11 protein-coding genes are annotated in these 13,435 nt (G+C 66.7%); 7 read left to right on the forward strand and 4 right to left on the reverse strand.

Going from position 1 to position 13,435, the window contains the following annotated elements:
* Positions 1–94: 94 nt before the first annotated feature.
* Entirely contained in the window at positions 95–1,345 is a 1,251-nt protein-coding gene (locus ACFQ9R_RS22250) for a CaiB/BaiF CoA transferase family protein (RefSeq protein ID WP_378992939.1), read from the forward strand.
* A gap of 70 nt (positions 1,346–1,415) precedes the next feature.
* Positions 1,416–2,315, forward strand: coding sequence for an enoyl-CoA hydratase/isomerase family protein (locus ACFQ9R_RS22255; RefSeq protein ID WP_378992941.1), 900 nt, complete (start codon positions 1,416–1,418; stop codon positions 2,313–2,315).
* 68 nt (positions 2,316–2,383) lie between these two features.
* Here ACFQ9R_RS22255 and ACFQ9R_RS22260 read toward each other — a convergent pair whose 3' ends face one another.
* A complete protein-coding gene (locus ACFQ9R_RS22260) occupies positions 2,384–3,148 on the reverse strand; it encodes an SDR family NAD(P)-dependent oxidoreductase (RefSeq protein WP_378992942.1) in 765 nt (254 codons plus the stop codon).
* Positions 3,149–3,196: 48 nt separating this feature from the next.
* Complete coding sequence (locus ACFQ9R_RS22265) at positions 3,197–4,372, reverse strand: cytochrome P450 (protein ID WP_378992944.1); 1,176 nt, start codon at positions 4,370–4,372, stop codon at positions 3,197–3,199.
* A 334-nt stretch (positions 4,373–4,706) separates the two neighbouring features.
* Here ACFQ9R_RS22265 and ACFQ9R_RS22270 point away from each other — a divergent pair, with 334 nt between their 5' ends.
* Entirely contained in the window at positions 4,707–5,936 is a 1,230-nt protein-coding gene (locus ACFQ9R_RS22270) for a cytochrome P450 (protein ID WP_378993015.1), read from the forward strand.
* Between the two features lie 69 nt (positions 5,937–6,005).
* The gene (locus tag ACFQ9R_RS22275) at positions 6,006–7,505 is read left to right on the forward strand and encodes an acyl-CoA carboxylase subunit beta (protein WP_378992945.1); all 1,500 of its coding nucleotides are present in this window, start codon (positions 6,006–6,008) and stop codon (positions 7,503–7,505) included.
* A gap of 54 nt (positions 7,506–7,559) precedes the next feature.
* Here the strand turns inward: ACFQ9R_RS22275 and ACFQ9R_RS22280 are convergent, their stop codons facing one another.
* Positions 7,560–8,687, reverse strand: coding sequence for an NDMA-dependent alcohol dehydrogenase (locus tag ACFQ9R_RS22280; RefSeq protein WP_378992946.1), 1,128 nt, complete (start codon positions 8,685–8,687; stop codon positions 7,560–7,562).
* 45 nt (positions 8,688–8,732) lie between these two features.
* The gene (locus ACFQ9R_RS22285; protein WP_378992948.1) at positions 8,733–9,551 is read right to left on the reverse strand and encodes an enoyl-CoA hydratase/isomerase family protein; all 819 of its coding nucleotides are present in this window, start codon (positions 9,549–9,551) and stop codon (positions 8,733–8,735) included.
* A gap of 326 nt (positions 9,552–9,877) precedes the next feature.
* Between ACFQ9R_RS22285 and ACFQ9R_RS22290 the strand changes: the two genes are divergently transcribed.
* The 3 genes from ACFQ9R_RS22290 to ACFQ9R_RS22300 are packed head-to-tail and all read left to right on the forward strand — an operon-like array spanning position 9,878 to position 13,434.
* Complete coding sequence (locus ACFQ9R_RS22290) at positions 9,878–11,518, forward strand: AMP-binding protein (protein WP_378992949.1); 1,641 nt, start codon at positions 9,878–9,880, stop codon at positions 11,516–11,518.
* A complete protein-coding gene (locus ACFQ9R_RS22295) occupies positions 11,515–12,354 on the forward strand; it encodes an amidohydrolase family protein (RefSeq protein ID WP_378992953.1) in 840 nt (279 codons plus the stop codon). The genes ACFQ9R_RS22290 and ACFQ9R_RS22295 overlap by 4 nt, the downstream gene beginning before the upstream one ends.
* A 27-nt stretch (positions 12,355–12,381) precedes the next feature.
* A complete protein-coding gene (locus ACFQ9R_RS22300; RefSeq protein WP_378993016.1) occupies positions 12,382–13,434 on the forward strand; it encodes an acyl-CoA dehydrogenase family protein in 1,053 nt (350 codons plus the stop codon).
* The last annotated feature ends 1 nt before the right edge of the window (position 13,435 follow it).

Genomic DNA, 13,435 nt, shown 5'->3' on the forward strand with positions numbered 1-13,435 from the left:
GACAGGGCGTGGCCCATACTGTTAGATATACAGTAGACAATACCGTTATGGTTCTGCCAAGGTGACGTGAAGTACCGACGAGGAAAGAGTGGCGATGGCCGAGAACGGGACCACACCTTCGGGCGGCACGGGAGCCGACCGGCCCGCCGGGGGGAGTACGACCAGGGGCGTCCTCGACGGTGTGCGGGTGCTCGACTACGGCCGGTTCATCGCCGCCCCGTGGTGCACCGCGATCCTGGCCGACATGGGCGCCGATGTCGTCCGCGTCGAGAAGCGCGAGGGCGGCGAGGACCGTTGGGTGCAGGCGGTGACCGAGGGCGGCGAGGGCGGCACGTTCCTGCAGTGCAACCGCAACAAGCGGTCGCTGACTCTGGACTCGACCACACCCGACGGCGCCGAGATCACCCGGCGCCTCGTGGCAGGCGCCGACATCGTCGTCGCCAACATGCCGTTGGCCGGAATGCGGGCCAGCGGACTCGATTACGACACCCTGCGCGCGGTCAAGGCCGACATCATCCTGGCCAGCGCCACGGCCTACGGCGAGGGCGGTCCCTACAGTGACCGCATCGGTTTCGACGGTGCGGGCCAGGTCATGTCGGGCGCTACCCACCGCCAGGGCCTGCCCGAGCAGCCGATCCGCACCACAGTCCCCTACACCGACTTCGGCACCGCGATGACACTGGCCATCGGGGTCATGATGGCCCTGTTCCACCATCGCGCCACCGGCGAGGGCCAGCACGTCGAGGGCGCGCTGCTGCCGACCGCGCTGATGATGAGCAACGCGTTCCTGATCGAGCGCGACCTGCTCGGCGTCGACAAGCCGCGCATGGGCAATCGGGGAACCTCGGTCGCGCCGTGCGACCTCTACGAGGTCACCGACGGCTGGGTGCTGCTCCAGGTGGCCGGGCAGCCGATGTTCCGTCGCTGGTGCCGGTTGATCGGCCGGGAGGACCTCATGGACGATCCGCGCTTCGCCGATGACGACCTGCGCTGGCAGCACGGCGACTTCCTCAACGACCTCATGCAGGACTGGTGCCGGGGTCGGACCAAGGCCGAGGTGCTCGCTGCGCTCGAACAGTTCAAACTGCCCGCGGCGCCGATGCACAGCACCCACGACGTGCTCGAGGACCCGCACGTCGAGAAGCTGGGCTACCTCGAGCGGATCGACTATCCGGGAGCGTCGAAGCCGGTGCCGATCGTCGGAACCCCGTTCCGGATGTCGCGCACACCGGGACGGATTCGCCGGCGCGCGCCGCTGCTCGGCGAGCACACCGGGCAGATCCTGGCCGATCTCGGCTACAGCCCCGACGAGGTGGCCGACCTGCGCGAGCGGCAGGTCGTCTGATGACCACGCCGACCACCGCGCGCTACGGACAGCGCGCGCCCATCCCCCTCGAACAAGGAAGAGACAGTCGATGACCAGTTCCAGTACCGCCGAGGGCCGCGTGCTCTACGAGGTCGATCCCGATCGCAGGATCGCCACCATCACGCTGAACAACCCGTCGCAGCGCAACTCCTACAACGCCGCCATGCGGGACGGGATCGCGCGCTACCTGGACGAGGTCGCCGACGACGACGACATCACCGTCGTGCTGCTGCGCGGCGCCGAAGGGGTGTTCAGCACCGGCGCGGACATGAACAACGCCTACGGCTGGTACGGGGAGCGCCCCGCGACCAACGGCGATCGGCCCGCCAAGAGCCGGCCGAGCCAGCGCCGCCGACTCACGGTGGACCGCAAGTCCTTCGGCTTCTACCACAATTTCATGGGCTTCCCGAAGGTCACCGTCGGCGAGATCAGCGGCTACGCGCTGGGCGGCGGCTTCGAGATGGCCCTGATGACCGACATCTCGGTCATCGCGCGCGACGCGAAGATCGGCATGCCCGCGGCACGGTTCCTCGGCCCGGCGCTGGGCAGTTTGCACATGTTCTTCCATCGGCTCGGCCCGGTGCTCGCGCGACGGATGCTGCTCACCGGCGACATCATCGAGGCGGGCATGCTCGAGCACCTCGGCGTTTTCACCGAGACCTGCGATTCGGCGGCGGTCACCGCGCGGGCGCGCTACTGGGCCGAGAAGGCGGCGAAGATGCCGGCCGACGGTGTGGTGATCGCGAAGGAGGCGTTCCGGATGGTCGAGCAGAGTCAGGCCTATCAGGGCGAGGAGGTGGCGAGCTATCTGTTCCACGCCTACGGCACCAACCTGCAGTTCTCGCCGGGAGAATTCAATTTTGTGAAGACCAGGGCCGAGCACGGCACCAAGGAGGCGTTCCGGCTGCGCGACGCCCACTTCCACGTGCCCGAGCCGGAACTGGACTAGCGAGAACCTGACAATTGAGGCCCGGGTCCCTGCGGGGACCCTGGCCTCAATTGTGTTGCGGTGTCGCGTTACATCACCAGGCCGCCGTCGACCGGCAGCACCTGGCCGGTGACGAACGACGCCGCGTCGGAGGCGAGGAAGACGAACGCGCCCGCCACCTCGGCCGGCTCGGCCCAGCGCCGCAGCGGAATGCGATTGAGCATCTGCTCGGCGAACTTCGGATCGGTGCGGATCGTGGCGGTCATCGGGGTGGCCGCGGCCGGGGCGAGCGCGTTGACGGTGATCTGCTTGCGGGCGAGTTCGCGGGCCAGCGATTTCGTCATGCCGACGATGCCGGATTTGGCCGCCGAGTAATTGACCTGGCCGAGCGTGCCGACCAGTCCCGCCGACGAGGTCACATTGATGACGCGGCCGGTGCCGTCGGTCGGCAGGTACGCCAGCGCGGCCTGCGTCACGCGGAACGCGCCGAGCAGGTGGATGTCGAGCATCCGCAGCACCGATTCCTCGGTGGTGGCGGCGAACATCGCGGGGTCGGTGGCACCGGCGTTGTTCACCACGATATGCAGTGTCCCGTCGGCCAACTCCGCGGCGGCACTCGCGGCCGCATCGGCGGCGGCCCGGTCGCGAACATCGAGCGCCGCGGCGGCGGCTCGGCCACCGTCGGCGACGATCTTCTCGGCGGTGACCGCCGCGGCGGCGCCGTCGATATCGGTGACGAGGACCGCCGCGCCCTGGGCGGCCAGCGCCGCGGCGACGGCCGCGCCGATGCCGCCGGCCGCACCGGTGACCAGCGCCGATCGGCCGGTGAGATCGAAGATGTTACGGGTGGTCACAGGGCTCCTCGGAGTCGAAAAAAGCTGGGGCGGTGAACTTGCCGCGCATCAGCGAACATCGAAGGTCACCGGCAGCGAGGTCGGCGATCGGAACGGCTGGCCGAAGATGTGGGGGTTACCGTCCGGCAGCAGAGTGATATCGGTCAGTCGCGCCAGCAGCGCCTCCATGGCGACGCGCGTCTCGAGGCGGGCCAGGTGCAACCCGAGGCAGGTGTGCGCGCCCGCGGTGAAGCTGATGTGCGGGATGTGCGGCCGGAAGATGTCGAATTCCTCGGAACGCTCCCACCGGGTCTCGTCACGGTTCGCCGAGCCGAGGCAGACGTCGACGACCGCCCCCGCGGGGATGGCGACGCCCTCCAACTCGGTGTCCTCGGTGACGTAGCGCTGCACCAGCGTCAACGGCGTCTCGAACCGCAAGCCCTCTTCGATCGCTTGCGGGAGCAGGCCGTGATCCTGTTGGACCGCGGCGAATTGCTCGGGGTGGTTGAGCAATTGGAACAGCAGGTTCCCCGACGAGCGGTAGGTCGTTTCCAGGCCCGCGGGCAACAGCAGCCGGAGGAAGGAGTAGATCGCGCGATCGCTGAGCTTCTCGCCGTCGATATCGGCGGTGACCAGGTCGCTGATGATGTCGTCACTCGGAGCGGATCGCCGCTGCTCGATATGACCGAGGAAGTACTCCTTCAGTTCCTTGGACGCTCGCAGCGCCCTCGGGACGTTGCCCGCGTAGCTGATGATCGCCACGGCGGCGTCCCGGAAGAAGGGCAGATCCTCGGCCGGCAGCCCGAGCAGGCGGGCGATGACCCGGGTGGGGAACTCGAAGGTGAAGTCGCGGACCAGGTCCGCGCGTCCTTCGTCGATGAATTCGTCGATGAGTTCGTCGCAGATCGGGCGGACCACCTCGGGTTCCCACACGGCCAGCGACTGCGGCTTGAAGGCCGCCGACACCAGATTGCGGTGGGCGCGGTGCGGTGCGCCGTTCATCGCCAGGATGGTGGGGCCCATGAACACGCCGATCGTCGCGTCGTAGAGCTGGGTGCTGAACACCGTGTTGTTGCGCAAGACCTTGTTCACCGCGGACCACGACATCACGGCGTAGGTATCGGTGGGGCGCAGTTCCTTTGGGGTTCTGGAGTAGTCCATCACCGTCCCGTGGAATACGCCGCCCGCGCGCCGCCGCGCGGCGAAGAAGGGGTAGGGATCGTGGGGATCGGGAACGTCCCCCATCGTCTCTGCTCGGTCCTCAACTGGGCTGTTCACAGCTCACCTCTGGCTTCGTCACACCGTACGAGTATTGGGAGTAATACTTACTGTAAGGCATACAGTATCTGACCGACATCCGGGTCGGCAATGCGACTGTCGAGGTGGGAGCCTCGAGCGCGGGGCGGCGGGCGGTGAGAGTACCGCATCGATCGAGCGCTCCGTGGTAGTTACAGAAAGCTTGACAGTAAGGGTAACTATAAATCAGTCTTGTGGGCGAGACAACGCCGTCGGCGCGGGTGCGCGCGAGGTGGTGGATTGCTGGGTTGCCAGCTCGGAACGGGAAAAGGTGCTGATAGTGATGCCGATCGTTGATGAGGCCGCGAACGTTCTCGCCGAGCCTGCCGCCTACGCCGACGAGGCGAGGCTGCACGCCGCATTGGCCGCGTTGCGGGCGGACAAGCCGGTGGCGCGGGTGGAAGTGGCGGGGTACAAACCGTTCTGGGCGATCACCAAGCACGCCGACGTGATGGCGATCGAGCGGGCGAATCGCCGGTTCACGAACTGGCCGCGTCCGGTATTGATGACCGCGGAGTCCGACGAGATGCAGGCCGCGATCGGGATCCGGACATTGATTCACATGGATGATCCGCAGCATCGGGTGGTGCGGGCGATCGCGGCGGACTGGTTCGCGCCCAAGGCGATGAAGGCGATGGGCGAGCGGATCGAGGAGCTCGCGAAACAATACGTGGATCGCATGCGCGATACCGGCGGTGAGTGTGATTTCGTGTCCGAGATCGCGGTGAATTTCCCGCTGTATGTGATCATGTCGTTGCTCGGGGTACCCGAGTCCGATTTCCCGTTGATGCTGAAGCTGACCCAGGAGCTGATGGGCTCCGATGACGACGAGCTGAAGCGATCGACGCCGCCGGATGAGGCGATGAACGCGTTGGTGGAGATGTTCACCTTCTTCACCGCGTTGACCAACTCTCGACGAGAGCATCCGACCGATGATCTGGCGTCGGCGATCGCGAACGCGAAGGTCGACGGTGAGTTGTTGTCGGATGTGGATGTGGTGTCGTATTACGCGATTATCGCGACGGCGGGTCATGACACGACGAGTAGCAGTATCTCGGGTGGTATGCGTGCGTTGATCGAGCATCCTGAGCAGTTGGATCGGTTGCGGCAACATCCGGAGTTGATGGCGGGTGCGGTGGAGGAGATCATTCGGTGGGTGACACCGGTGAAGGCGTTCATGCGCACGGCTGCTGAGGATTCGGTGGTGAACGGGGTGTCGATTCCGGCGGGGGATTCGTTGTTGTTGTCGTACGCGTCGGCGAATCGGGATGAGGATGTTTTCGATGATCCGTTCCGGTTCGATATCGAGCGTGAGCCGAACAAGCATGTGGCGTTCGGTTATGGTGTGCATTTTTGTTTGGGTGCGGGGTTGGCGCGGATGGAGATCAGTAAGTTCTTCGGGGAATTGTTGCCGCGTTTGCGGTCGATCGAGTTGGTGGGGGAGCCAGAGTTGACGGCGACGACGTTCGTGGGTGGGTTGAAGCATTTGCCGATCCGTTTCACCATCGACTGACCTGAGAATCCCGCCCCTCCCGAATTCCCGCGCTGTCCGCGCGACCGATCACAGAAGACAGGCCACGACATGACAACTGCCAACACCTGGGACGAGACCCTCGACGATCTCGGCCGTCGCCGCGCGCGCGTGCTGGAGATGGGCGGTCCGGACCGGGTCGCCAAACACCGGGGGAAGGGCAAGCTGGACGCCAGGGCGCGCATCGAACGGCTGCTCGATCCCGGCACGTTCCAGGAGTTCGGCACACTCGTCGGCGGCGACATCGCCGCCGCCGACGCGATTGTGACCGGGTCCGGGCTGATCAACGGTGTCCCCGTCATGGTCGGCGCCGAGGACTTCACCACCCTGGCCGGCTCGATCGCTCCCGGCAGCAATTCCAAGCGCTACCGGCTGGCCGAACTGGCGGTGCGCGACAAGGTACCGCTGGTGATGCTCTTGGAAGGAGCGGGGTTCCGTCCGACCGGCGATCACTACGGTCGCACCCCCACCGATCTGCTGGCCCAGGCGCAGTGCTCGGGCAAGGTGCCGATGGTCACCGCCGTGCTCGGGCCATCGGCGGGCCACGGCGCGCTGGTCGCCCCGGTCGCCGACTTCTCCATCATGAGCAGGCAGGGCTGCATCTTCACCGCGGGCCCGCCGGTCGTGAAAGTCTCGACCGGCGAGACCATCTCGAAAGAAGACCTGGGTGGCCCCGATGTCGCGCTGCCCAGCGGTGTGGTCCACAACGTCGCCGAGACCGACGAGGACGTCCTCGACGAGATCCGCCGCTACCTGTCCTATTTCCCGCCGAGCGCGTGGTCCTATCCGCCGGTGTATCTCGCCGACGAGACCACGGGTCCGCGCGCGACACCGGAGTTGCTCGACATCGTCTCCCGGGACAACGTGCAGAGCTACGACATGCGGGCCGTGCTCGATGTCGTGTTCGACGGTACCGATTGGTTCGAGGTGCAGCCCGAACGCGGCACGCCGATCATCTGCGCGCTGGCGCATCTGGGTGGGCACCCGGTCGCGGTGGTGGCCAATCAGCCGCAGGTCCTCGCCGGTTCGATCGACACCGAGGCCGCGGACAAGGCGGCCCATTTCATCATGGTCGCCGATTCCTTCCACCTGCCGATCATCTTCCTCGCCGACAATCCGGGCATGCTGCCCGGCAGCGAGTCCGAGCGGGAGGGCGTGCTGCGCAGCGGCGCGCGGATGTTCGTCGCCCAGACCGCGGCGACAACGCTGAAACTGCATGTGACACTGCGCAAGGCCTACGGATTCGGCTCGATGGTGATGTCGCTGATCGGATTCGACGGTCAGGCGGGCACCTTCGCCTACCCGGGCGCCACGATGGGCGCGATGGGCGCTGCCGCGTTGAGCAACGCCTCCAACGCCGAAGCGGATCTGGCCGCCGAACTACGCGAGATGGAACTGAAGGCGTCCTACCATTCGGCCGAACACATGGGCTTCGACGAATTGATCCGGCCCGAGGAAACACGCGACGTTCTGCTGCGCTCGTTGCAGCGCGGCCTCTACGGGCGACAGACCCCCGCCGAGCCCGTGCAGCGCACCGTCATCATTCCCTGAACCGCCGACAGGACGAGGGCCGGACGACATCGTCCGGCCCTCGTGCTGTGTGTGCTACCGGTCGGCGTCGGTGAAGCGAATGATGCCGTGTAGCCCGTGGGTGCGGTGGATCTCCTCGTAGCCCTCGTTGATCTGGTCGAGCCGGTACTCCTTGGTGCGGGTGCCGTCCAGATCGAGGTCGCCGAGTTTGTAGAGGGCCAGCACCTCGAGGATGTCCTCGTGCGGATTCCCGCCGCCGAACAGGCTGCCCTGCAGGTTCTTCTGCAACAACGTCCGCATCGACAGCGTGAGCGGCACCTGGGCGGCCACTGCGGAGCCCATGGCGGTGAGCACACAGGTGCCTGCTCGGGCCGTGAGGTCCATCCACGCCTTGAGGTCGTCGCCGTCTCGTCGCCCCATCGACGCGATCACCTTGTGGCACATCCGTCCGCCCGTCGCGGCGGTGATGCCGGCGGCGGCGGTCGCGAGATCGGGATAGACATCGGTGGCACCGAGTTTCTCGGCCTGCGTGCGCTTCCACTCGACCGGGTCGACGACGAAGATCCGCGACGCCCCGGACAGCACCGCGCCCTGCAGCGTGGACGCGCCGACGCCGCCGAGCCCGATGATCGCGACATCCTCACCCGGCTGGATCCGTGCGGTGTGGACAGCCGAGCCGTAGCCGGTGGTGATGTCGCAACCGACGAGGCAGGCGATCTCGAACGGGATCGACGGGTCGATCTTGACCACCGAGGCCCGATGGACCACGGCGTACGGCGCGAACGCGCCGACCAGTGCCATCGGGTGCACTCCGCGTCCCCGCGCGGTGACCCGGAAGGTGCCGTCGGAGACAGCCGCGCCACCGAGCAGGCCGGCCCCCAGATCGCACAGATTGCACAGTCCGGCCCGGCACGGCCCGCACGTGCCACAGGACGGCACGAACGACATCACCACATGGTCGCCCACGGTGAGATCGTGCACGCCCGCACCGACTTCCACCACCACCCCCGCGCCCTCGTGACCGCCGAGGACCGGGAAGTCGGCCATGGCGATGTCGCCGGTGACGAGATGGTGGTCGGCGTCGCACAGCCCCGCCGTCTCCATCCTGACCTTGACCTCACCCGTCTGTGGCTCGCCGATCTCGATGTCTTCGATCGACCACGGCTGATCGCGGTCCCAGATCAACGCGCCTCTGGTCTTCATCGGTACCTCTTCATGGTGTCGGGTGGTGGGAGAGTCGGCCGGGGGTCACCGGCCGTGGAACTCGGGAGCACGGTGTTGCCGGAAGGCCGCCAGACCCTCCTTGAAATCAGCTGTGCGGCAAGCGAGTTCCAGTGCGTAGAGCTCGTTGTCCATCGCCTCGGTCAATCCCGTGACCAAATTGCGGTGGATGGACTGTTTGGCCAGGCCGAAGGCGATGGTCGGCGCGGCGGCCAACCGGGCGAGCAGTTCCTCGGTCGCCCGGTCGAGGTCGTCGGGTGCCATAGCCGCGTGGATCAGGCCCCAGTCGGCGGCGTCGCCGGCGCCGACCTTCTCGCCGAGTAGCAGCATCCGCTTGGCCCTGGCCAGTCCGACCAGGCGGGGGAGCAGCCAGGTGGAGCCGGAGTCGGGGCTGAATCCGCGCGGCAGGAACGGCTCCCAGAAGACAGCGTCGGTGTCGGCGAGGGTGAAATCGGCGGCGATCGCGAGATTGCACCCGAGCCCGGCCACCCAGCCCCGGACGGTGCACACCACCGGTAGATGCACCGTCTGGAGCAGCTCGATGACCCGGTGGGCGGTGTGGGGGATGCGTCGCACCAGATCTCCGGTCGGCGGGCGCTCGCCCGCGCTGTTGGTCGCCACCCAGTCGACACCGGAGCAGAAGTCCGCTCCGGCGCCGGTGATGTGTACGACGCGCAGCTCGGCGTCGGTCGCGGCGGCGGTGAGCGTGGCGACCAGGGTGTCGATCATGCTGGGGGAGAGTGCGTTGCGTCGGTTCGCCCGGTCGATGGTGAGGCGCAGAATCGGTCCGTCGTGCTCGACGCCCACCGTCCCCGCGTTGTTGTCGGGCGCGTTGTCGGTGGTCACTGTCGTCCCCGATTCTTCCTGTTCGATCGGTATCGGTGAGTCATACCGTTACATATACAGTAAAGACTACCGTTTGAATCTGCGACAGGTGGCGGATCGATTGCGCTCGCCGCTGGGCCGGTCTTCGACGGTTCGGGAGCGATCCTCGGACGAAACCTTGCGTCAGGCTCTACTGTTACGTATACAGTAGTCATATCTATTCGGCTTGCGGCAAGCTTTCCCGTCAGGCGGCGCGCGACACCCGCCGCTTCGTTCCGCTAGGACATCGAGGACCGAACCATGCACACAGAACAATCGAACCTCCGCGCAGGTAGCGGAGCGCTCTGTTGACCGAATGGACGATCGGCGCGGTATTCGACGAGGTCGCGGCGGCGGTGCCGGATCGGACATTGACAGTGTGCGGCGAGCGTCGCCGCACCTTCGGCGACACCGCGCTGCGCACCAGGAAGTTCGCGAACTTCCTGGCCGAGCGGGGATTCGGTGTGCACACCCCGCGCGCGGAACTGGATCGATGGGAATGCGGGCAGGATCGGATCGCGCTGCTCATGCGCAACGATCAGTATCTGGACGTGATGATCGCCGGTATGAAGGCGCGGGTCGTACCGGTCAACATCAACCACCACTACACCGCCCACGAGATCCGGGATCTGCTCGCCTACATCAAGCCGCGCGGCATCGTCTACCACCGGTCCTTCGGTTCGGTCGTCGAGCAATCCGCGCCCGAGGGCGTCGAACTGCTGGTCTCGGTGGACGACGGCAGTGACGTCCCCGAGCTGGCGGGTGCGATCGGCTACGAGGACGCGGTGGCGCTCGGCGCCGACGAACCGGTCATCGAGACCTCGCCCGACGACCTGGTGATGCTGTGCACCGGCGGCACGACGGGCAGGCCCAAGGGCGTGCTCTGGCGTCAGAGCGATATGTACGTCTCGTCGATGAACGGTGCCGATCACGAGTCGGGTGAGGGCCTGCGCCGGCTCGCGCTGATGACCGGTCACGTCTGGTTCGCGGTGTCGCCGCTGTCGCACGCGGCGGGGATCTGGACCTCGTTCGCCGGTCTGCTCGCCGGGCAGACGATCGTGCTCTACGACGACCGGCACAAGTTCGACGCGCACAGCGCACTGCGCGTGGCCGAACAGGAAAAGGTCGCGCTCATGACGATCGTCGGTGACGCCTACGCCGGTCCGCTGGTGCGCGCGTTGCGCGAAGAGTCCTACGACCTGTCCGCGTTGATGGCGATCGGTACCGGCGGCGCGGCGACCAATCCGGTGCACCGGCGTGACTTGCTCGACCTGCTTCCGCACGCGTTCGTGGTCGAGGGCTACGGGTCGTCGGAAACGGGTGGCATGGGATTCGGTCGCAGTACCAAGGGCAACGAAGTCGACAGCTTCGCGCCGATGCCGGGCGGAACAGCGGTGAGCGACGACCGCACCCGGTTCCTGACGCCGGGGGAGGGCGAGGTCGGCTGGGCGGCGCGGACCGGGCGCGTCCCGCTGGGCTACCTCGACGACCGCGAGGCCACCGAGCGCACCTTCCCCGTCATCGGCGACGTCCGGATGGCGATCCCCGGTGATCGAGCGAGCGTCGCCGCCGACGGCTCCTTGCGGTTGCTCGGGCGCGACGCCCTCGTGGTGAACACCGGTGGCGAGAAGGTATTCGTCGAAGAGGTCGAGGAGGTGTTGCGTTCGAATCCCCGGGTCGGTGACGCGCTCGTGGTCGGCAGACCGAGTGCGAGATGGGGCAACGAGGTGGTCGCGCTGGTCTGTGTCGACCCCGGCGACCGTGTGTACGCGGCGAATCGGGTCGGTCCGGCGGCGTTGCGGCAATTGTGCCGATCTCGGCTGGCCGGCTTCAAGGTGCCCAAAGCCGTGATCTATGTCGACGAGATCCGTCGGCTCGGAAACGGCAAACCGGACTACCGCTGGGCCATGCAGCGCGCCGCCGCGGAAGCCGAGGGAAACGGGGAATGACGATGCGCAAGGTCAACGACTGTCTGGTCAATGTCCACTTCGGCGAGCTCGAGCAACCCACCTGGATGCTCAAGGTCCGCGACGACTACTTCAAGGGCGCGGCGTCGATGTACGCCCAGGTCGAACTCGGTGCCTTGCTCGACGAGATGGACGAACAGGGCGTCGAGAAGGCCGTTCTGATGTATTCGATGGTGAAACCGTCCAAGACCGCGCTCGCGTTCGTCGAGGCACGCCCGGATCGGTTCTCGCTGGCGGTCAACGGCGTCGATCTCCTGCGCCCGGTCGCCTCGCTGCGTGAACTCACCGCGTTGGTGCGCGACCTGCCCGTCACCTACACCACCACCGGGGCGAGTTTCTGGGGCGACGGCCGGTATCCGCCGACCGACGCGGTGTACTACCCGCTCTACTACAAATGCGCCGAGATCGGTCTTCCGTTGTGCATGAACACCGGCATTCCTGGCCCGCCGATCCCGGGTGAGGTCCAGAATCCGATCTATCTGGACCGGGTGTGCTACCAGTTCCCCGAACTGAAACTGTGCATGATCCACGGCGCCGATCCGTGGTGGGACACCGCGATCCGGCTGCTCATCAAATACGAGAACCTGCGCTTGATGACCTCGGCCTGGTCACCGAAAAGGTTGCCGGACAGCTTGATCCACTTCATGCGCACCCGGGGGAAGAACAAGGTCATCTTCGGTTCGGACTGGCCGGTGCTCGCTATGCGCAGGCTGGTGCCCGAGGCCGAGGCCTTGGATCTGCCCGCGGACGTGCTCGACAACTACCTCTACAACAACGCGCAGGAGTTCTTCTTCGGCGACCGATCCGTCGGCGACTGACGCGCCGCAATCAGGAGAAATACGATGTTGGACCGATATGAACTGCGTCGACAGGACTACAGCCTGTCGGCGGATCAAACCGAACTCCAGGCCGTCTACGCGAAGTTCTTCCGTTCGCGGTGTTCCCTCGAGACCGTCCGCGCGGCGGAGGAGACCGGATTCGACAAGGATCTGTGGGAGCAGCTGTGCGCGACCGGCGCGACCTCGATGGCGTTGCCGGAAGCGGTCGGCGGTGACGGCGCGACCCTGGTCGAATTGTCCTTGGTAGCTGAGGAATTGGGACGGGTGATCGCTCCGCTGCCGTGGATCGATCACATCTGCGCGGCACGGTTGCTGGGCCGACTCGGCGCGCTGACCGCGGGCGAGAGTGACAGCACCGAGGTGGTCGAGGGCACACGGTTGCTCGCCCTCGATACCCGCGTCGACCCCGCGACCGGCGTGCGGCTCATCGCCGCGGGCTCGGTCGCCGACGACATCATCGTCCGTGACGGCGACGACATCGTGCGGGTGAGCTTCGATACCCGCCCCGCGAAGGTCGACAACATCGGCCGGCTGCCGATGGCCTGGGTGGACCCGGCCGCCGCCGACCGCCGGACCGTGCTGGCCAGTGGCGCGCAGGCGCTCACCGAGTACCACCGGGCGCTCGACGAATGGCGCGTGCTCACCGCCGCGGCCCTGGTCGGGCTGATCGACGAAAACCTCCGGATCGCCGCGGAATTCGCCACCACCCGCTACACGATGGGTGTCCCGATCTCGACCCTGCAGGGCATCTCCCATCCACTGGCCAATATCGCGATCACGGTCAATGCCGCGCGCAACCTGACCCGGCGCGCCGCGTGGTTCCTCGAACACGAGCCCGACACGCAACCCGGTCTGTCGGCCGCGGCGTTCGTCTTCATCGCCGAGGAGGCGCCGCGGGCGGCGACGATGGCCGTCCAGGTGCAGGGCGGACTCGGGGTCGCGACGGAAGCGGCCGCGTCGGCCTATCTGGTGCGGGCACGGGGCTGGCCGTTGGCCGCCGGTGATCTGGGCGCCAGCGCAGTGCAGGTCGCTGAACTCTTCGCCGCAGCGTCGGCCTAGG

This window comes from Nocardia sp. NPDC056541 (genome assembly GCF_042794235.1).
Lineage (GTDB): Bacteria > Actinomycetota > Actinomycetes > Mycobacteriales > Mycobacteriaceae > Nocardia.

What these genes read in the sequence shown, in the direction of transcription:
- ACFQ9R_RS22250 (WP_378992939.1), top strand. Translation starts at nt 95, where the DNA reads ATGGCCGAGAACGGGACCACACCTTCGGGCGGCACGGGAGCCGACCGG.
- ACFQ9R_RS22255 (WP_378992941.1), top strand. Translation starts at nt 1,416, where the DNA reads ATGACCAGTTCCAGTACCGCCGAGGGCCGCGTGCTCTACGAGGTCGAT.
- ACFQ9R_RS22265 (WP_378992944.1), bottom strand. Translation starts at nt 4,372, where the DNA reads ATGGGGGACGTTCCCGATCCCCACGATCCCTACCCCTTCTTCGCCGCG.
- ACFQ9R_RS22270 (WP_378993015.1), top strand. Translation starts at nt 4,707, where the DNA reads ATGCCGATCGTTGATGAGGCCGCGAACGTTCTCGCCGAGCCTGCCGCC.
- ACFQ9R_RS22275 (WP_378992945.1), top strand. Translation starts at nt 6,006, where the DNA reads ATGACAACTGCCAACACCTGGGACGAGACCCTCGACGATCTCGGCCGT.
- ACFQ9R_RS22280 (WP_378992946.1), bottom strand. Translation starts at nt 8,687, where the DNA reads ATGAAGACCAGAGGCGCGTTGATCTGGGACCGCGATCAGCCGTGGTCG.
- ACFQ9R_RS22295 (WP_378992953.1), top strand. Translation starts at nt 11,515, where the DNA reads ATGACGATGCGCAAGGTCAACGACTGTCTGGTCAATGTCCACTTCGGC.